Here is an 18,266-nt window from a genome sequence, read left to right on the forward strand (position 1 = left end):
GCGCCTCCCGTCCGCCCGCGGTCACGCCTCGTGCCTCGGTTCCGCCCGCGGACGGCTGCCCGCCCGCCCGCGCGCCCGCCTGCGCGCCTCCCGCCGGCCTGCTCGCTCGCCCGGTCGGCGCGCGCTCGACGGCGAGCGGGAGAAATACCGGGGTTGCGCGCCCCGCGACCCGGGCATTTCGCCCGCTCGCGGTCGCATGCCGCAACTCGCATGCATCCGGTGGAATACGAGTGCCCGCTCGCGCGAGCGGGCGAAATGCCGGGGTGAGGAGCTGGCCGGCCGGGGTATTTCGCCCGTTCGCGGGAGTGGGGAGATGTTGCGGGTGCGGGAACGGTGGCTCGGTGACACCTGGACGGGAGGTGGCGTGGGCGGCGGCGTCGGCCCTACCGTCGGTTCGTTGCGCGGCAGCGGCCGCCACGGAGGGATTGCACTGTGTTCATGGACCTGTCCGAGTCGCACGTGATTGTGCTCCTGCTGATGCTGGCCCTCGAGGTCCTCGCGCTCGTGCAGGTCTGGCGTGACCGTCGGCGCACGCTCGTGGTCAAGGTCCTCTGGACGCTCGTGATCCTGGCACTGCCGGTCATCGGCGTGCTGGGCTGGGCCGTCAACTGGCTGCTCGGCAAGGCTGCAGAAGCGCTGCAGCGACGGAACGCCTGACCGCCGATCCCGGCTGATCGGGCACTGCCCCTATCGGTTCAGGCCGCGCAGGCGCATGCTGTGCGAGGTAACGGAACCCGAATCCGCAAGTGGTCGAAGCACGATCGACCCGTGGGGAGGGAGCGCCTCTCTGGGCCTCTGTCGAGCGTCGACGCTTCCTTCCTGTCCTGCCCCGCAGCTCGTCCCGCCGCGATTCGGGTGTCGCGACCGGACGGGAGGGACGTCCGCGTCCCCGCGAGCCGGGCCCTCACCGTCGCCCGGCTCGTGCAGTTCACTCAGTGAGGGCAGCAGCGTAGGCGCGGACCGAGCGGTGGTAGCGGGGGAGCGTCGGTTCGACGGCCTCGATCGCGACACGGAGCGCCTCGTCGTGACGGCCCGCACTGTGCAGGGCGAGCGCGAGGAACACCTTCGGCGCAGCACCGGTGGACGGGTGTTCCGGGGCGTCGCGGAGCATAGCGATGACCTCGTCGACGCGGTCGAGGTTCCGCAGGGTCGAGGCGTGCTGCACGACCATCTGCGCTGCACGGGCGGGATCGACGTCGGCGAGTCCCGCGGCGGTGGCGGCTGCGTAGTGGACGTCGGCCTCGGCCTCGTGGCCGCCGGAGTCGTTCGCGCCGCCGAGTTCGAACGCGCCGAGGGCCGGGTGCGGCGCAGCGTCGGCGAGTTCGCGCATGCGGTCGATGCGCTGCTGGTCGTCGATCGTGTCGTCGGCCCAGAGTGCGGCGATGCGGGCTTCCCAGTCTGCGGTGCTCATCGGTCCAGCGTATTGCCGCCCGGCGTCGCACCGTCGGCGATCGTCGCGCGGAAGGACCGGACGAGCGGGACACCGGGGTGCACGAGCGCCGGCGCACGCCAGGCGAGGGCCGAACCGATCGCCGGGTACTCGGCGGCCCGGACGAACCAGGGATCGCGGTGGTCGAGCGCTTCGAGCCGGATCGTCGCAGGCCCTCCCTCGAACACCGCGGACCACTCCACCCAGGGCGCGACCGAGCCGTGCACCGCCGCTTCGCCCTGCGCGTCAGCGGTCCGGACGACCACGTCGGTGCAGTCGGCGAAGCGCCAGAAGAACCCGCCGTACCCGGCGCCGACCCGGCCGTTGCTGCCCGGACCGCCGAGGTGCACGACGGCGTCGCCGGGGGTTCGGAACGAGGACGACCAGGTCAGCTCCCACCCGGAGTCGACGGCGCGCCAGGCGAGGGTGCGGTCCTCGTGCAGGACGACCGTGTGGTCGGGGCCGCGCCAGACGAGTTCCTGGACCGTGCCGCCGCCGTGCGGGGCTGGGTGCTGCTCGGCACGCACGACGTCGACGCGGCCGTGGTCGTCGCGCCACACGTAGCCCGGACCGTGCACGTAGGTGCGGCCGCCCCAGCAGTTCACGCCGTCGACGTCCGGGATCGCGACCCCGACACCGCAGTGCCAGTCGTGGTCGGCCGGGTGGTGGGCGCTCAGGACGGTGCCGCCGAGGGTCCGCACGGGGTGCAGGTACGGGCGCGGGGACGACGTCGCGATGGTCCCGGAGCCGTCGAGTTCCGTGGCCACCGGGGCCCCGCTGACGCGCAGGACCTGCAGCACCTCGTCGCGGGCGGTGTGGGCCCAGGGCGCGCCGACCTCGGAGAACAACGCTCGTGCGTCGGCGGCGCGGTCGACGATCGCCTCGACGTCGGCGACGAGCGGACGACGGGCAGGCCCCTCGCCCTCCCACGTCACCCAGGGGTGGTCGATGCGGACGGGCTCGGCGACACGGACGGCCTCGAGCACCTCGACGAACGCACCCGTGGAGACCAGGGGGACGAGCAGTTCGTCGCCGCGGGACCGGTGGGCGAGCAGGTTCTCGAGCAGGTCCGTCCGGCCGACGGTCCGGGTGGTGTCGCCGATGGTGACCTCGTCGGCCGTGTAGTGCAGCACGGCGTTCCCGGCGGTGCCGCGGACCCGAACGGTCGGCAGGACCTCGGACGGAGCGCAGAGGGTCAGAGCGGCGGTGGCTTCGAGCCCGGCGCTGGTCGTGACCCGGACGGCCGAGGTGTCGTCGCCTTCGATGTCGTTCGCCCGGAACAGCTCGACCTCGACGCGCCTGACGTCGGACGCCCGACGGCAGCCGACGAGCGCCAGGGCCGTCGCGACCGCGTGGGCGAGCGGGTTCGTCACGACGCCGTCGAGGACGTCGACGCCCTGGACCCGACGCCGTCCGGCCCACCCGGAGCGGTCCCAGTACGCCTGGTTCCGCGTCCACGTGCCGACGGCCGCGGCGGAGCGGACCGGACCGACGAGCGACCCGTCACGGAACGCCGGCAGCGCCTCGGACCCGAGGCTCTGGAACCCGACCTGCACGACGCGGCCGGTGCGCTGCTCGGCGTCGAGCAGGGTGTCGAGCGCGTCGCGGGTGGTCACCGGGGGTTTCTCGAGCAGGACGTCAGCACCGGCCTCGAGGGCAGCGAGCGCCAGTGGCAGGTGCGCGGCGATCGGGGCAGCGATGACGACGACGTCGACCGGGCCGTGGTCGCGTGCTGCCACGACGTCGGCCACGACGACCGCCCCGTCGTCGGTGGTCGTGCCCAGCGTGGGGTCGACGACGGCGGTCAGCGTGCAGACCCCCGCGGCGACGAGACGGTCGATGTTCGCCCGGTGGTGCAGGCCGTAACCACGCGCTCCGACGAGCGCCACGCCGGGGAGGGTCATCGAGCGGTGCCGATCGTGATGCGCGTCGTGCCGGGGGAGCGCCCGGTGACGTGGACGTGCTCGCCGTCCGGTCGGTCGGTGCCGCCGAGGAACGCGTAGTCCTGTCCGGGCGCGTAGAACGCCGGCTGGGTCGGGCCGCTGCCGTTGCCTGCCCCGAAGGACACGGCGTCGTCGCCGACCCGGTAGGTGCCGGTCCCGTCGGCGAGGACGGTCTCCCCGGTCGCGGCGTCGGTGCTCACACCCGTGAACGTACCCCCGCCGCGGAACGTCAGCTGGAGCGACCACGGCACGTCGGCGCCCTCGGTCGTCACGTCGAGCGAGACCGCGTCCGGCGTGGTGGTGACGTCGACCGTCGTGGTGAGGGAGACGGTGTCGGCCGCGCGCGCGCCGAAGGACATCGACGCCGAGAACCGGCCCTCGTCACCGAGCGTGTACGCGCCGTCGGTCCGTCGAGCCGCGGCGGGCAGGGGCTGGTGGTAGCCGGCGGACACGGTCTCGACGAGTCGGTACCGCCCGTCGCCGAGGGACTCCAGCGAGGTCGGACGGAACGGTCCGAGCCCGAAGAACTCCCGCGACAGCCGGACGTCGGACAGCACGACCGAGCCGGCGAACACCCGCAGGAACGTGGGGCTGTTCGCCAGGCCTGATCGGACGTGGCCCTGCGACGGCACGTCCGACCCGGCGAACAGCACGACGCTGCGGTCCTGTTCGCGGACGTGCACGAGCCGGGCGTCGGCGAAGGAGTGCACGGCCGGTTCGAGCGGCGCACCGACGGGCAACGGGCGGGCGAGCAGCGGATCCGTCATCGCGCGGGCCGCGACCGCACCGGGCTGCCACATATCCGCGGCGGCGGCCCGGGCAGCGACGGCGGCGAGGTCGGCGCGGTCGTCGAGCACGGCCAGGTGCCAGAGCAGGGGAGCGAACGCGCCGATGCCGAACGCCTGCGACTGGTCCTGACGGCGGGACTGGACGGTCTCGACGGTGTCGTCGGGCAGCAGCAGCGCGAGGGTGGCGTCGAGGGACCGGCGGACGGGGTCGAGCAGTTCCGGCCGGTCGAGCACCGAGGCGAGGACGAGGAACGACGGGCACGAGACGGCCGCCGCGTAGTTCGGGCTGCGCTCCGACCACAGCCCGTCGGCGTCGATGTCCGCGCCCTCGGCGAGCCACTCCTCGATCCGCGCGACCAGCGCTGGTGCCGGGTGCAGTCGGTGGATCCGGGCGAGCGCGGCCGAGACCTCCCACCGGTGGTTCGGCGTGTGCACGCCACCGGTGAGCAGCGCCGGCGTCGCACGGTGCACGATCCGGTCGAGGTCGTCGGCGAGCACCGCGGCCGCCGGGACCGACGCCCGGTACGGCGCGAGCAGTTCGAGGGCGTCGCAGACGTCGTTCACCGTGAACGCCGAGTCCGGCGGGGAGAGCACGTTGTCGCCGCCGACGAACGTGCCGCCGGGGGACTGCCGGGCCGCGACGTGCCGGACCCAGCCGTGCGCGGTGGCGAGGTCGTCGTCGGGAAGGCAACCCGGGCCTCCCGTCCGCTCGTTCCGGACCCACGCCCCGACCAGGGTGAGGGCACGCGCCATCAGTTCCCGGTGCTGCAGCGCAGCCGGATCGTCGTCGGCGAGCCGGAGGCGCGCGACGGCGGCGTCCGTGGCCGGGCCGACCGCGTCGAGGAACCCCATCAGTCCTTGAGTCCCGCGTTGAGGTCCGCGCCGTTCACGTACTTCTGGAACACCAGGTAGATGAGCACGAGCGGGATGATCGAGATCACCGAGGCACCGAGCAGGACGGTCCAGTTGACGTTCTCGGCACCGACGATGCTCTGCAGTGCGATCTGGATCGTGAACTGGTGCGGGTCGTTGAGCACCAGCAGCGGCCAGATGTAGTCGTTCCACCGCCACTGGAACGAGAAGATCGCGAGCGTCAGCATGATCGGCCGTGAGATCGGCAGCATGATCCGCCAGAAGATCCCGAACTCGCTCGCACCGTCGATGCGCGCGGCCTCGACTAGGTCGTCGGGCACCGTGATGAAGAACTGCCGGAACATGAAGATGCCGGTCGCGGTGATGACCGACGGCACGATGATGCCGGCCAACGAGTCGTACATGCCGAGGTCGCGGATGACGATGAACGTCGGCGCGAGGATGACCTCGGTCGGCAGCATGGTCGTCGCCAGGATGCAGACGAAGAAGACCTTGAGCCACTTGTTGTCGTACTTCGCCAGGGCGTAGCCGGTGGCGGCGCTCGCCAGCACGGTGAGCACGGTGGTGACCAGCGCGACGATGACGGTGTTGCCGAAGTAGCGGGCGAAGTCGTAGCTCGCCCACGCCTCGGTGAAGCCGCTGACCGACCAGTTCTTCGGCAGCAGGGTCAGCGGGTACGAGAACAGTTCGCCGCCGGGCTTGAAGGCGCTCAGCACGAACCAGAGCACCGGGAAGCCGAAGGCGATGATGAAGACCCAGAGCAGGGCGGTGGCGGCGATGGCCTTCGGACGGGGCGGGCCGTCGAGGCGCTTGGTCTTGGTCGTGCTCTTGCTCTTGCTCTTGCTCTTGGTCGTGTTGTCGGTTGCGGGTGCGCCGGGGGTGCTGGGCAGGGTGGCGGTCATCGACGGGCCTCCGTCCGACGGTTCACGGCCAACTGGATGAGCGCGATGGCCATGAGGATGAGCATGAGGACCATCGACGCTGCGCTCGCGTAGCCGATGTGGGCGTTCTGGAACCCGTTCGTGTAGATGTACTGCACGAGCAGGTTGTTGTCGGTGCCGGGTCCGCCGCCGTTGAGCGCCTGGATGGTGGCGAACTCCTTGAACGCCCCGAGCGACGACAGCAGGATCACGATGAACGACGTCGGCGCGATGCTCGGCAGCGTGATGTACCGGAACTGGTGCCAGGCGCCGGCCCCGTCGAGGGACGCTGCCTCGTAGTAGGACTGCGGCACGTTCCGGATCGCGGCGACGAACAGCAGCATGTTGAAGGCGGCTCCGGCCCACGCGGTGGCGAAGACCACCACGAGCAGCGAGAGGTCGGCGTTCGACTGCCACGGCACGGCCTTGCCACCGAGGGACTCGATGACGAAGTTCGCCAGGCCGAAGTTCTCGCCGAACATCCACCGCCAGATCACACCGGTGACGATCGGGGAGATGAGCCACGGCACGAAGAACACGATGCGGGCGACGCTGCGGCCCTTCGCCGCCGGGCTCGTCAGCATCAGCGCCATCGACAGTGCGAGGACGAAGCCGAGCGGGACGGCGACGATCGCGTAGAGGAAGGTGCGCCCGAGGGCTGCGTAGAAGGTGTCGTCGGCGAACAGCTCGAAGTAGTTCGCCAGGCCGATGAACTTCGGGTCGACGACGCCGTTGTAGTCGGTGAACGAGTAGCCGAGGCCGATGACGGCGGGCCACACGAAGAACACGACGAACAGGACGGCGTTGACGCTCACGAACAGGATCGGGGCGAGGACGGGCTTGCTGACGCCGGAGCGGCGGCGCTTCGTCGTCTTCGCGGCTCCGGGCCGACGGGGCGGCACCGGGGTGGGGACGGCGGTCTGCACGTCACCGGCTGCGGTGGGGATGCTCACGATGATCCTCTTCGTTCGACGTGGTGCTGCTGTGGAAGGAGAGACAACGGGGCCGGACGCGTGCGCCCGACCCCGTTCCGTCAGCCGACGTGCTCCTCGTAGTACTTCGTGATCGTCTCGAGGGTCTTCTTGGCCGACTGCTGCCCGTTGATGAGCTTGCCGACCTCGGCGGTGGTGGGATCGGTGCCGAGTTCCTTGCCCTCGACCGCCCACTTCGCGCTCTCCTTGGCGTAGGAGCTCGAGATCGGGTCTGCTGCGTCGATCTCCTTCTGGTAGAGCGCGAAGGAGTCCTTGGCCGCCTGGGACTCGAACGGGTACTGGATGTCCAGCCCGGTCTCGACCGGCAGGAAGCCGTTCGTCGTCACGAGCTTCGCGTAGTTCGTCGGGTCGTACATGTAGTCGATGAACTTCTTGGCCGCGGCACCGCGGGCGTCCGAGTTCTCGAAGCCGACGATGTTGCCGCCGTAGTTGATCTCGGTGGCGTGGGTCGGGTCGGCCGGGGTGGCGGCGCTCGCCCAGTCGAAGTCGGTGATGTTCGACGCGAAGTCCGACGACTGCCAGACACCCGAGAAGTACGCGACGACCTGACCGCTCTTGAACAGGGCGTTCGGGTCTTGGCCGCTCGTCCACACCGACTTCGGCATGACCGAGTCGTCGTTCATGTCGGCGAAGTCCTGCAGTGCGTCGACGGTCTTCGCGTCGGTCGGGAAGGAGCCGTCCTTCTCCTGCTGCATGAAGTCGGTGCCCTTGGTGAACATGTAGGCACGCAGACGCGACGGCGACGAGTCGAACACCATGTCGTACTTCGCGCCGGTCTTCGCCTTCACCTTGTCGGCGGCCGTGAGGAACTCGTCCCAGGTCCACGCCTTCGCGGGGTCGGTCGGGTAGTCGACGCCGGCCTTCTCGAACAGCGACTTGTTCACGAACAGGCCGGCGGCGGTGACGTCGGACGGGATCGAGGTGACCTTGCCGTCGTCGTCCTTCGCGATGATGTCCTGGTCGATCTTGTTCGCGTCGTCGTCGACGATCGAGGCCAGGTCGACGGTCTTGCCGGTCCAGATCGGGTCGATGCCGGCGGCGCGCACGACGTCGGGCAGCGAGTTCGCCTGCGCGGACTCGCGGAGCTTGGTCTGCAGTCCGTCGTACGGCAGGTTCACGATCTTGACCGTGACGCCGGTCTTCTTCTCGTACGCGGTGGCGAGGTCCTGGTAGCCCTTCTCCTGCGCGGTGGAGGTGGAGAGCCAGAAGGTCAGCTGATCGACCTTGCCGCCGTCGCCGGAGCTGCCGGAGGCACAGCCGCTCAACAGGGCCAGTGCGGCGATGCCGCCGGCGAGCGCGAGCATTCTCTTGGATGACTTCATCGTCACTGCTTTCGTTCGGGACCACTGGCGTCTGCCGTGGGCGAGCGTTCGGGGTGTCTCGGCCGAGGACCCCAGGTCTACACGACGTGAGCGCTCATGGCAAGCGCTTTCCTGCGTGATGTTCTGACAATGTGACCAGCCGTCTCGGATGGCCGCGCTGACGGCGCGGACGCTGGTCGGGCCTCCCGGGAAATCGCTATCCTCGCCACAGACCGCGCACGGCGCGGACCGGACTGGAGGCACGACATGCCCGAGCGAGGCACCGTCACCCTGGCCGACGTGGCCGAGCTCGCAGGCGTGTCGCTCGCGACCGCCTCGCGGGCGCTGAACGGCAGCACGCGGAAGGTCCGACCGGAGTCGGTAGACCGGGTGCAGGCCGCCGCCCACGAGCTCCGGTACACCGCCAACGTGCAGGCGCAGGCCGTCGCTCGCGGGACCACCACGACCCTGGCGCTCGTCGTCGGCGACATCGCCGACCCGTACTTCGCCGCGATCGCCGCGGGGGCGATCCGGGCTGCCGACGACGCCGGGCTCGTGGTGACGATCACCTCGACCGGCGGGGATCCTTCGCGCGAGGCCGCGGTGCTCGGCGTCGTCGCCGGACTCCGTCCGCGGGCCGTGGTGCTCGCCGTGAGTCGTCGACTCGGTGCCGGGCAGACGTCGGGAGCGTCGGACTCCGCAGCTGCCGTCGGCGCACTCGTCGCCGCCGGTGCCGGGGTGTCCGCGCTCGTGTCCGACCTCGACGGTGCCGCCGCCGGGGTGCCCGGCGTGCACGGGGTCGTCATCCGGAACCTCAGTGGTGCCGCGGCCCTGGCGGGAGCGCTGGTCGAGCAGGGGCACGACTCCTTCGCCGTCCTGTCCGGCGACCCGGACCTGGCGACGGCGCACGCCCGGGTCGAGGGCTTCGTCGCCGGACTCGCCGCGCACGGCATCCGGGTGCCGGACGACGCGGTGGTGCCGTCGGCGTTCACGCGCGACGGCGGGTACCAGGCGATGGTGACCCTGCTCGACCGGGCGGCCGGGAGCGCGTGGGCGTTGCCGCGGTGCGTGTTCGCGGTCACCGACCTGATGGCGGTGGGGGCGGTCGCGGCGATCCGGGAGCGTGGGCTCGTCCCCGGGGTCGACGTCGGCGTCGCGGGGTTCGACGACGTGCAGATGCTCGCCGACGTCGTGCCGGCGCTCAGCACGGTGCGGCTCCCGCTCGAGGAGATCGGGGAGCGGGCGGTGCGGCGGGCGCTGGGGCTCGAGGCCGACGGTGCCATCGACGGCGAGGTCGTCCTGCGCGCGAGCACGGCGCGGTAGCGCGGCGGGGCGCTTCGCGGGCGCTTCGTGAGCAGAAAAGGTCGGGTCCGGCGCCGCCACTCGACCTTTTCTGCTCACTGAGTGCGGCGGCGCCGGCGGCCGGTCGGGCTCGAGGGCGCGCGACACGCCGACGCTCGGACGTCGAGGTTCCACAACACGCCGCGGGTTCGGCGCCGAGGTTCCACGGAGTGCCGCCTGGCGCGCCGAGGTTCCGAGATCTCGGAACCTCGGGCGCGGGCCGCCGCCGCCGGGCCCGGCCGCGCGTGTGCGTTCGTGTTCGGGTACTACTGCAGCGCGCCGGGCGTGGTGTACGGTTCCGGGCAAGCGCTTTCCACCACGCGGAGAGCAGGCCACAGCGAGCAAGGGAGCACGCGTTGACCACCACGCGCACCATCGGCATCATCATGAACGGCGTCACCGGACGGATGGGCTACCGCCAGCACCTCGTCCGGTCGATCCTGGCCATCCGCGAGGACGGCGGACTCCGGCTGCCGGACGGCTCCCGCGTGCAGCTCGAACCGATCCTGGTCGGCCGCAACGCCGCGAAGCTCGAGGAGATCGCCACCCGCCACGGCCTCGAGCACTGGACGACCGACCTCGACGCCGCCCTCGCCGACCCGCGCTGGGACGTCTTCGCCGACTTCGCCGTCACGAGCGCCCGCGCCGACGCCCTGCGCAAGGCGATCGCCGCCGGCAAGGCGGTCTACACCGAGAAGCCGACCGCCGAGACCTCCTCGGAAGCGCTCGAACTCGCCCGACTGGCCGCCGAGGCCGGGGTGCCGAACGGCGTCGTGCACGACAAGCTCTACCTGCCCGGCCTCCGGAAGCTCCGCCGCCTGATCGACTCCGGGTTCTTCGGGAAGGTCCTCAGCGTCCGCGGCGAGTTCGGCTACTGGGTGTTCGAGGGGGACTGGCAGACCGCACAGCGCCCGAGCTGGAACTACCGGCAGCAGGACGGCGGCGGGATCGTCGTCGACATGTTCCCGCACTGGAACTACGTGCTCGAGCAGCTGTTCGGCCGCGTCGAGTCCGTGTACGCCCGCGCCGTCACCCACATCGAGCAGCGCACCGACGAGCAGGGCCACGAGTACCCGGCGACCGCGGACGACGCCGCCTACGGCGTCTTCGACCTGGCCGGCGGCATCACGGCGCAGATCAACTCGAGCTGGGCGGTCCGGGTCGACCGTGACGAGCTCGTCGAGTTCCAGGTCGACGGCACCCACGGCAGCGCCGTCGCGGGGCTGTTCGGCTGCCGCATCCAGCCCCGGACGGCGACGCCGAAGCCGGTGTGGAACCCCGACCTGAAGGACGACCGCCATTACAAGGCGCAGTGGCTCGAGGTCCCCGACAACGAGGTGTTCGGCAACGGGTTCCGCGCCCAGTGGGAGGACTTCCTGCAGGACCTGGTCGCCGGCCGCCCGCACCCCTACGATCTGCTCTCCGGTGCCCGCGGCGTGGCGCTGGCGGAGGCCGGCCTGCGGTCCAGCGCCGAGGGTCGACGCGTGGACCTGCCGGAGCTGCACCTGCCCACGGGGGCCGAGCCGCGCCTCCAGGTCGAGACGCCGGAGGTCGCCCAGCACACCGAAACGGTCGGCGCACGCGCATGACCGACCTCACCCTCCTCGCCGCCGACGGCACGACCAGCCGGGCGACCCTGAACTCGCCGACGGTCACGGCCGCCGCCAAGCCGACCGCGCCCCTGAGCGAGCGCCTCGTCTACGCGGCCGCCCACGTCGTCCCGCGCGCCGCCGCCGACAACACCCCCGGCGCCCCGGCCGACCTCGACTGGGACGCCACCCTCGCGTTCCGCCACCACCTGTGGTCGTGGGGACTCGGCGTCGCCGACGCGATGGACACCGCGCAGCGGAACATGGGCCTCGACCCGGCCGCGACGCGCGAACTCATCACCCGCAGCGCCCGCGAGGCGCAGTCCGTCGGCGGCCGCATCGTCGTCGGCGTGAACACCGACGACCTGCCGGACGACGGGGACGACCTGCCCACCGAGCAGCAGGTCGTCGACGCCTACGTCGCCCAGCTCCACCACGCCGAGGATGCCGGCGCCGGCGTCGTGCTCATGGCGAGCCGCCACCTGGCCCGACTCGCGCAGCGCGCAGACAGCGACAGCGACAGCAGCAACGCCGCCGCCAGCACCTACCGCCGCGTCTACGGCCGGGTCATCGAGCGGGCGAGCGCCCCCGTCGTCCTGCACTGGCTGGGGGAGGCCTTCGACCCCGCCCTCGCCGGCTACTTCGGCGGGCAGCAAGGCCCCGACACCGTGCTCGACATCATGCGCGACGCCGGGCCGAAGGTCTCCGGCATCAAGATGAGCCTGCTGAACGCCCGCGCCGAGGTCGCCCTCCGCTCCCAGCTGCCCGCGACCGCGCGGATGTTCACCGGCGACGACTTCCACTACGTGGACCTCGTAGCGGGAGACGGCCGAGCCCACTCCGACGCCCTCCTCGGCGCCTTCGCCGCCGTCGCCCCCATCGCCTCCGCCGCCGTCCGGGCCCTGCCCGACGAGACCGCCTACCGTGTCCTCCTCGCCCCCACCGAGGCGCTCTCCCGCCACGTCTTCAGCGCCCCCACCTGGCACTACAAGACCGGCATCGCGTTCCTCGCCTGGCTGAACGGCCACCAGCCCGCCTTCCAGATGGTCGGCGGCCAGCACGCCGGCCGCTCCCTGCCGCACCTGTCCGAGACCGTCCGGCTCGCGAACGCCTGCGGCGCCCTCGAACACCCGGACCTCGCCGCCTCGCGCTGGCACGCGCTGCTCACGGTGGCCGGCGTGGAGACAGGGCCGACCGGGAGGCCCGGATCACCCGCCGTCGACCGCACCGTCGCCGAGGTGGTCGCGTGACGACCGCGGCGGACGCCGTCACGCCGGTCCGGTCCGCCGGTGCTGCGCCGCATCCGCGGCTGTCGGTCAACCAGGCGACGATCAAGTACGCGCCGCTCCGGCGGGCGCTCGACACCGTGGCCGGGGCCGGCGTCGGAGCCATCGGCACCTGGCGGGAGCCCGTGGCCGAGGTCGGACTGGCCGAGGCCGTCCGGATGGTCGCGGACTCCGGACTCCGGGTGTCGTCGCACTGCCGCGGAGGCTTCTTCACGCTCCCGCCAGGAACCGCGCGGCAGCAGGCGCTCGACGACAACCGCCGCGCGATCGACGAGACCGCCGCCCTCGCCGCGGCCGGAGCACCCGGTTCGGCGCCCGTGCTCGTGCTCGTCGCCGGGGGACTGCCCGAGGGGTCGCGCGACCTGGTCGACGCCCGGGGCCGGGTGGCCGATGCGCTCGCCGACCTGGTGCCGCACGCCCTCGACGCCGGTGTCCAGCTCGCCGTCGAGCCGCTGCACCCGATGTACGCCGCGGACCGTGCCGTGGTGTCCACGCTCGCGCAGGCGATCGACCTGGCGGCGCCGTTCCCGGCCGCTGCCGTGGGGGTCGTCGTCGACACGTTCCACGTGTGGTGGGACCCGGCGCTCGCGGCGTCGATCGCCCGCGCCGGGGCTGCCGGGCGGATCGCGTCGTACCAGGTGTGCGACTGGACCACCCCGATCGCGGCGGACCCGCTGCTGTCCCGGGGCTACCCGGGGGACGGCCACGTCGACTTCGGGCCGGTGACGGACGCGGTGGTCGCTGCCGGGTACACCGGTGACGTCGAGGTCGAGCTCTTCAACCAGACGATCTGGGACACCCCGCCCGCCCAAGTGGTGGCCCGCGTCGTGCAGGCGTTCGACGCCGCGGTGCCGCTCCTACGCTGACCGTCCCGCGCTGCAGCCGTCGTCAGCGCGCGCGGCGGACCAGCACCACACTGTCGAGCACCTCGTGCGGGTCGCCGTCGGGAGTCGTCGCGGTGCGCGGCCGGAGTCCGGCGGCGACGACGTCCCACGAGCCGTCGAGCTGCAGGGCCGTCAGGTCCTCGTCGGGCGTCGGGAACCGGTACTCCCGCATCTCGGCCGGCAGGTCGTCGTGCGGTGGGGCGGCATGCGCGGTGACGAGCAGGTGCCCGCCGATCGCGACGAACCCGGTCGCCCGGCGCAGGATCTCCGCGCGCGGGATCTCGACCGGCCACGACTGCAAGAACGACGCCGTCACCAGGTCGAAGCGCGCAGCCGTCTCCCACGTCGCGAGGTCGGCGGCGACGAACGCGGTCCGTTCCTCGACCCCGGCCGACACGGACGCCCGCGAACCGCGCTCGATCGCCGTCACCGACAGGTCGACCCCCAGTGCGTCCCAACCCTGCTCGGCGAGCCAGACGACGTCGCCGCCCTCACCGCAGCCGAGGTCGAGGGCGCGGCGCGCACCGCCGCCCGGCGCCGTCGGCAGCGCCCCGGCGACGTCGGCCAGCACCGCGTTCACCCGGCCCGACCAGATCCCGTCGCGCTCGGCGTACCGCTGCTCCCACCAGTCGCGGGCCGAGGCGGTGGGGGAGCCGACGCCATCGGTGGTGGTCTCGTGTGCATGCATCCGCCCACTCCAGCGCACCCGCCGGGCCCGACCCAAGCCCTGTTGCCGCCCCAGCAACGTCGCACGGTGCGAGGCGGACCCGCACCGCGCCTCCCGGCCGCCCGATCGTGAGCAGAAGATGTCGGGTCGCCGCCACGGACCCGACCATTTCTGCTCACGAAGCGCACGCGCCGCACGCGCCCGCTACTCGGCGGGAGGGATGGGCTCCGCGTTCTCGATGCGGGCGCTCGCCGTGGCCATGTGCTCGTCCATCGCCCGCTGCACGGCGGGCACGTCGCCGGCCCGGAGTGCCTCGTAGATCGCGCGGTGTTCGTCGTAGGCGGCCTCGGTGGCCTGGCGGGTCTGCACGCGGCGGCCGACCCACACGCTGAGCATCGAGCGCAGGCTCTGCAGCAGGTCGCCGAGCACGTCGTTCCCCGCGGCCCGGGCGAGCAGGACGTGGAAGCGAACGTCGGCGTCGATGAAGGCCTCGGGGTCGTCGAGCGTGGCCTCTTGCCGGACGAGGTACTCGCCGAGCTCCGCGACCTGCTCGGGCGTGGCGCGCTGCGCGGCGAGGATCGCGACCGTGCGCTCGAGCGACGACCGGACCTCGAGCAGCTCGCGGGTGCGGTTCGAGGCGAGCATGAGGCCCCACGACAGCGTCGTCGGCAGCAGGTCCGAGGTGCCGCCCTGCAGGTACGTGCCCGAGCCGGGCCGGATCTGCACGATGCCCAGGATCTCGAGGGCCGCCAGGGCCTCGCGCACGGCGGAGCGGCCGACACCGAGCCGTTCGGCCAGGATCCGCTCGGACGGCAGTCGCGAACCGGGGGCCAGCTCACCCGCGGTGAGCAGGGACACGAGCTGTCGGGCGACCTCGGAGGCGGGCGACCCCGCGGGCACGGACTCGAGTTCGAGTCGGATGTTGAGGGGGTCGTCCGGGCTGAACGCGGGCATGCAGTGAGCGTACCGTTCGGTCAACCGGTTGGGCTTCGAGGCACTCGGGATGGTTTGGTCAACCGGTTGACAAGTCGGATTCGAATCCGCACACTGGACCAGGCGCACCGATGCGCCCGCTCCGTCCGGGCGCAGCAGCACGGGTCGGAGTCGTACCACCCCCACCGAGCAGGAGTCATCGTGGACATCCCCGCCACGCGAGGCATCCCCACCTCGGTCGTCGAGAAGACGGCCATCCGCAAGATCGCGATCCGCATCGTGCCGTTCGTGGCACTGATGTTCTTCATCAACTTCCTCGACCGCACCGCGATCTCCTTCGCGGCCCCGAACGGCATGGAGGCGGACCTCGGTCTGACCGCCGCCCAGTTCGGGTTCGCCTCCGGCGTGTTCTTCATCGGCTACCTCGTGCTCGAGGTGCCCTCCAACCTGGCGCTCCACAAGTTCGGCGCGCGGATCTGGCTCGCGCGCATCATGATCACGTGGGGCATCGTCTCGCTGCTCTTCACGTGGGTGCAGAACTACCCGCAGCTCGTCGGGCTGCGCTTCCTGCTCGGCATCGCCGAGGCCGGCTTCTTCCCCGGCGCGATCCTGTTCCTGTCGACGTGGGTGCCCGCCCGGCACCGCGGCAAGATGCTCGCGCTGTTCTACCTGGCCCAGCCCCTGACGAGCGTCATCGGCTCCCCGCTCGCCGGCTGGCTGATGACCCACGAGGGCATGCTCGGCGGTCTGGCCGGCTGGCGCTTCATGTTCCTGTGCGTCTCGATCCCGGCGATCATCGTCGGCGTCCTGTGCCTCTTCGTCCTCAAGGACAAGCCGTCGCAGGCGAAGTGGCTCGACGAGGACGAGAAGCTGTGGCTCGAGGGTGCCCTCGCAGCCGAGAACAAGGCCAAGGGCGGGGGAGACGGGCACGCCAAGGGCGGTCTCCGTGCAGCCTTCGGTTCCGGCCGCGTCTGGATGCTCGCCGCGGTCTACTTCGGCTTCATCTACGGCCTCTACGCACTGAGCTTCTTCCTGCCGACGATCATCGACGGCTTCCAGGAGCAGTTCGGCACCACGTTCGACCTGTTCCAGAAGGGCATGATCACGGCGATCCCGTACGTCCCCGCCGCGGTCGTCCTGTACTTCTGGTCGCGTGACGCCTTCCGCCGTGGCGTCCGGGTCTGGCACATCGCCGTCCCCGCGCTCGTCGGCGGCCTGAGCATCCCGGTCGCGCTCTACATGAACAGCCCGGCCGCCACGATCGCCGTCATCGCGGTCACCGCCTGCGCGATCTTCGCCGCGCTGCCGAACTTCTGGACCGTGCCGACGCAGTTCCTGACCGGTGCCGCCGCTGCCGCGGGTGTGGCGCTCATCAACACGATCGGCAACCTCGGTGGGTTCGCCGCCCCGTACATCACGGGTGTCGTCAGCGGGTGGACCGGCGGCTACCAGGTCCCGATGTTCATCGTCGGCTTCTTCATGGTGCTGTCGAGCGTGCTGATGTTCGTGCTCGGTCGGAACACCAAGCGGAACGAACGACGGGACGCCGACGCTGCGGCGCAGGCCACGACGACCACGACCCAGGAGAGCCACGCATGACCCGCCTGTTCAACGACCCGGCCGACTTCGCCGACGAGATGGTCGACGGCTTCGTGGCCGCGAACCAGGCCCGGGTCCGCAAGGTCCACGGCGGCGTCGCCCGCTCGACCACCAGCCCCGAGGGCACCGTCGCGCTCGTCGTCGGCGGTGGCTCCGGCCACTACCCGGCCTTCGGTGGACTCGTCGGTCACGGCCTGGCAGCCGGTGCGGCCATGGGGAACCTGTTCGCCAGCCCGAGCGCCCAGCAGGTCACGGCGGTCGCGAAGGCGTCCGAGCACGGCGGCGGGGTGCTGCTGAGCTACGGCAACTACGCCGGCGACGTGCTCAACTTCGACGCTGCGGCGCGGGCACTGGCCGACAGCGGGATCGACGTCCGCACCGTGCGGGTGACCGACGACGTCGCCTCCGCCCCGAGCGCCGAAGCCCACAAGCGCCGCGGCATCGCCGGTGACCTCTGCGTCTTCAAGGTCGCCGGCGCTGCGGCCGAGCAGGGCCGGACGCTCGACGAGGTCACGGCCGTCGCCGAACGCGCCAACGACCGCACCCGCAGCTTCGGCGTCGCCTTCTCCGGCTGCTCGCTCCCCGGAGCCGACGAACCGCTCTTCACCGTCCCCGAGGGTCGGATGGCCATCGGGATGGGCATCCACGGCGAACGCGGCATCGCCGAGGCTGACGTCCCCACCGCGTCCGGCCTGGCCGAACTGCTCGTCGACAAGCTCCTCACCGAGCTGCCATCCGGTGTCGTCGTCGACGGGGCACGCGTCGTCCCGATCCTCAACGGCCTGGGCAGCGTGAAGTACGAGGAGCTCTTCGTCGTCTTCGGCGCCGTGCAGCGCGGGCTCACCGCGGCCGGTGCCGTGGTCGTCGAGCCCGAGGTCGGCGAACTCGTCACGAGCTTCGACATGGCCGGCGTCTCGCTGACGCTCTTCTGGCTCGACGACGAACTCGAGCAGCTCTGGGGCGCGCCCGCCGACAGCCCCGCGTACCGCAAGGGCGGTGCCGTCCCGCAACAGCCGGTCGCACCCGAGGCCCTCGCCGCGGACGAGCAGGCACCGGTCACGCCGGGCACCGAGGCGTCGCAGGCGTCCGCCGCCCGGGTCGCCGAGGCGATCACGGCCATCCGCACCACCATCGACGACCACGCCGACGAACTCGGTCGCATCGACGCCGTCGCCGGCGACGGCGACCACGGCATCGGCATGCAGCGCGGCTCCACCGCCGCGGACCGCGCCGCTGCGGACGCGGTGACGCGCGGCGCCGGCGCCGGCAGCGTCCTGGCGATCGCCGGAGATGCCTGGTCCGACAAGGCCGGTGGCACGTCCGGCGCGATCTGGGGAGCCGCCCTGGAGGCACTGGGTCGCGTCCTCGGGGACGACGAGCGTCCGACAGCCGCCGCGGTCCAGAGCGCGGTGCACGCCGCCACCGAGGCGGTCCTCGCGTTCGGCGCCGTCCCCGGCGACAAGACCATGGTCGACGCGATCGTCCCGTTCGACCAGGTCCTCACCGACCGCGTCGCGGCCGGCGACGACCTGGTCCGTGCCTGGTCGGCCGCGTCCGCCGCGGCGACTGCGGCCGCCGACGCGACCGCTGACCTGCTGCCGAAGATGGGCCGCGCCCGCACCCACGGCGAGGACGCGGTCGGCACCCCCGACGCCGGCGCGATCTCGTTCTCCCTGATCACCGCCGCGGTCCTCGCGACGCTGGCCGAGAAGTAAGGAAGC

The 18,266-nt window shown here is 72.0% G+C and carries 15 protein-coding genes; 7 read left to right on the top strand and 8 right to left on the bottom strand.

Annotated elements, in window-relative coordinates:
- The first annotated feature begins 438 nt into the window (after positions 1-438).
- Positions 439-657 (top strand): PLDc N-terminal domain-containing protein, encoded by a 219-nt coding sequence (locus EDF53_RS18535; RefSeq protein ID WP_123294949.1) that lies wholly within the window; start codon positions 439-441, stop codon positions 655-657.
- 271 nt (positions 658-928) lie between these two features.
- On the opposite strand, the gene EDF53_RS18540 is transcribed toward EDF53_RS18535, so the two are convergent.
- The 6 genes from EDF53_RS18540 to EDF53_RS18565 all read right to left on the bottom strand — a co-directional run bounded on the left by EDF53_RS18540 (position 929) and on the right by EDF53_RS18565 (position 8,267).
- A complete protein-coding gene (locus EDF53_RS18540; protein ID WP_123294922.1) occupies positions 929-1,411 on the bottom strand; it encodes a tetratricopeptide repeat protein in 483 nt (160 codons plus the stop codon).
- The gene (locus EDF53_RS18545; RefSeq protein WP_123294923.1) at positions 1,408-3,333 is read right to left on the bottom strand and encodes a DUF6807 family protein; all 1,926 of its coding nucleotides are present in this window, start codon (positions 3,331-3,333) and stop codon (positions 1,408-1,410) included. Before EDF53_RS18545 ends, EDF53_RS18540 begins: the two co-directional genes overlap by 4 nt.
- Complete coding sequence (locus EDF53_RS18550; protein WP_123294924.1) at positions 3,330-5,012, bottom strand: hypothetical protein; 1,683 nt, start codon at positions 5,010-5,012, stop codon at positions 3,330-3,332. The genes EDF53_RS18545 and EDF53_RS18550 overlap by 4 nt, the downstream gene beginning before the upstream one ends.
- Positions 5,012-5,935 (bottom strand): carbohydrate ABC transporter permease, encoded by a 924-nt coding sequence (locus EDF53_RS18555; RefSeq protein ID WP_260216151.1) that lies wholly within the window; start codon positions 5,933-5,935, stop codon positions 5,012-5,014. The genes EDF53_RS18550 and EDF53_RS18555 overlap by 1 nt, the downstream gene beginning before the upstream one ends.
- On the bottom strand, positions 5,932-6,906 hold the full coding sequence (locus EDF53_RS18560; protein WP_207895555.1) for a carbohydrate ABC transporter permease: 975 nt from the start codon (positions 6,904-6,906) through the stop codon (positions 5,932-5,934). The genes EDF53_RS18555 and EDF53_RS18560 overlap by 4 nt, the downstream gene beginning before the upstream one ends.
- An 80-nt stretch (positions 6,907-6,986) precedes the next feature.
- Positions 6,987-8,267, bottom strand: a complete 1,281-nt coding sequence (locus tag EDF53_RS18565; protein WP_254067257.1) for an ABC transporter substrate-binding protein — start codon at positions 8,265-8,267, stop codon at positions 6,987-6,989.
- Between the two features lie 246 nt (positions 8,268-8,513).
- Here EDF53_RS18565 and EDF53_RS18570 point away from each other — a divergent pair, with 246 nt between their 5' ends.
- The 4 genes from EDF53_RS18570 (at position 8,514) to EDF53_RS18585 (ending at position 13,328) form a co-directional block, all read left to right on the top strand.
- Positions 8,514-9,569 (top strand): LacI family DNA-binding transcriptional regulator, encoded by a 1,056-nt coding sequence (locus EDF53_RS18570; protein ID WP_123294926.1) that lies wholly within the window; start codon positions 8,514-8,516, stop codon positions 9,567-9,569.
- Between the two features lie 404 nt (positions 9,570-9,973).
- Positions 9,974-11,176 carry a Gfo/Idh/MocA family protein gene (locus EDF53_RS18575; protein WP_260216163.1) on the top strand — a complete coding sequence of 401 codons (1,203 nt, stop codon included), beginning with the start codon at positions 9,974-9,976 and terminating at the stop codon, positions 11,174-11,176.
- Positions 11,173-12,426 (top strand): DUF993 family protein, encoded by a 1,254-nt coding sequence (locus tag EDF53_RS18580; protein WP_123294928.1) that lies wholly within the window; start codon positions 11,173-11,175, stop codon positions 12,424-12,426. The genes EDF53_RS18575 and EDF53_RS18580 overlap by 4 nt, the downstream gene beginning before the upstream one ends.
- Positions 12,423-13,328 (top strand): sugar phosphate isomerase/epimerase, encoded by a 906-nt coding sequence (locus tag EDF53_RS18585; RefSeq protein ID WP_123294929.1) that lies wholly within the window; start codon positions 12,423-12,425, stop codon positions 13,326-13,328. The genes EDF53_RS18580 and EDF53_RS18585 overlap by 4 nt, the downstream gene beginning before the upstream one ends.
- Positions 13,329-13,350: 22 nt before the next feature.
- Here the strand turns inward: EDF53_RS18585 and EDF53_RS18590 are convergent, their stop codons facing one another.
- Positions 13,351-14,034 (bottom strand): bifunctional 2-polyprenyl-6-hydroxyphenol methylase/3-demethylubiquinol 3-O-methyltransferase UbiG, encoded by a 684-nt coding sequence (locus EDF53_RS18590; RefSeq protein WP_123294930.1) that lies wholly within the window; start codon positions 14,032-14,034, stop codon positions 13,351-13,353.
- Between the two features lie 183 nt (positions 14,035-14,217).
- Positions 14,218-14,967 carry a FadR/GntR family transcriptional regulator gene (locus EDF53_RS18595; protein WP_111086527.1) on the bottom strand — a complete coding sequence of 250 codons (750 nt, stop codon included), beginning with the start codon at positions 14,965-14,967 and terminating at the stop codon, positions 14,218-14,220.
- Between the two features lie 180 nt (positions 14,968-15,147).
- On the opposite strand from EDF53_RS18595, the gene EDF53_RS18600 reads away from it, so the two are divergent.
- Positions 15,148-16,545, top strand: a complete 1,398-nt coding sequence (locus tag EDF53_RS18600) for an MFS transporter (protein WP_123294931.1) — start codon at positions 15,148-15,150, stop codon at positions 16,543-16,545.
- Positions 16,542-18,260, top strand: a complete 1,719-nt coding sequence (locus tag EDF53_RS18605; RefSeq protein ID WP_123294932.1) for a dihydroxyacetone kinase family protein — start codon at positions 16,542-16,544, stop codon at positions 18,258-18,260. Before EDF53_RS18600 ends, EDF53_RS18605 begins: the two co-directional genes overlap by 4 nt.
- The last annotated feature ends 6 nt before the right edge of the window (positions 18,261-18,266 follow it).

The sequence above is a fragment of the Curtobacterium sp. PhB78 genome (genome assembly GCF_003751685.1).
Lineage (GTDB): Bacteria > Actinomycetota > Actinomycetes > Actinomycetales > Microbacteriaceae > Curtobacterium.

Excerpts from the sequence above, each read along its gene's own strand:
- EDF53_RS18540 (WP_123294922.1), bottom strand. The coding sequence starts at position 1,411 with ATGAGCACCGCAGACTGGGAAGCCCGCATCGCCGCACTCTGGGCCGAC.
- EDF53_RS18595 (WP_111086527.1), bottom strand. The coding sequence starts at position 14,967 with ATGCCCGCGTTCAGCCCGGACGACCCCCTCAACATCCGACTCGAACTC.
- EDF53_RS18545 (WP_123294923.1), bottom strand. The coding sequence starts at position 3,333 with ATGACCCTCCCCGGCGTGGCGCTCGTCGGAGCGCGTGGTTACGGCCTG.
- EDF53_RS18580 (WP_123294928.1), top strand. The coding sequence starts at position 11,173 with ATGACCGACCTCACCCTCCTCGCCGCCGACGGCACGACCAGCCGGGCG.
- EDF53_RS18550 (WP_123294924.1), bottom strand. The coding sequence starts at position 5,012 with ATGGGGTTCCTCGACGCGGTCGGCCCGGCCACGGACGCCGCCGTCGCG.
- EDF53_RS18555 (WP_260216151.1), bottom strand. The coding sequence starts at position 5,935 with ATGACCGCCACCCTGCCCAGCACCCCCGGCGCACCCGCAACCGACAAC.
- EDF53_RS18605 (WP_123294932.1), top strand. The coding sequence starts at position 16,542 with ATGACCCGCCTGTTCAACGACCCGGCCGACTTCGCCGACGAGATGGTC.
- EDF53_RS18575 (WP_260216163.1), top strand. The coding sequence starts at position 9,974 with ATGAACGGCGTCACCGGACGGATGGGCTACCGCCAGCACCTCGTCCGG.
- EDF53_RS18590 (WP_123294930.1), bottom strand. The coding sequence starts at position 14,034 with ATGCATGCACACGAGACCACCACCGATGGCGTCGGCTCCCCCACCGCC.
- EDF53_RS18535 (WP_123294949.1), top strand. The coding sequence starts at position 439 with ATGGACCTGTCCGAGTCGCACGTGATTGTGCTCCTGCTGATGCTGGCC.
- EDF53_RS18565 (WP_254067257.1), bottom strand. The coding sequence starts at position 8,267 with ATGAAGTCATCCAAGAGAATGCTCGCGCTCGCCGGCGGCATCGCCGCA.
- EDF53_RS18570 (WP_123294926.1), top strand. The coding sequence starts at position 8,514 with ATGCCCGAGCGAGGCACCGTCACCCTGGCCGACGTGGCCGAGCTCGCA.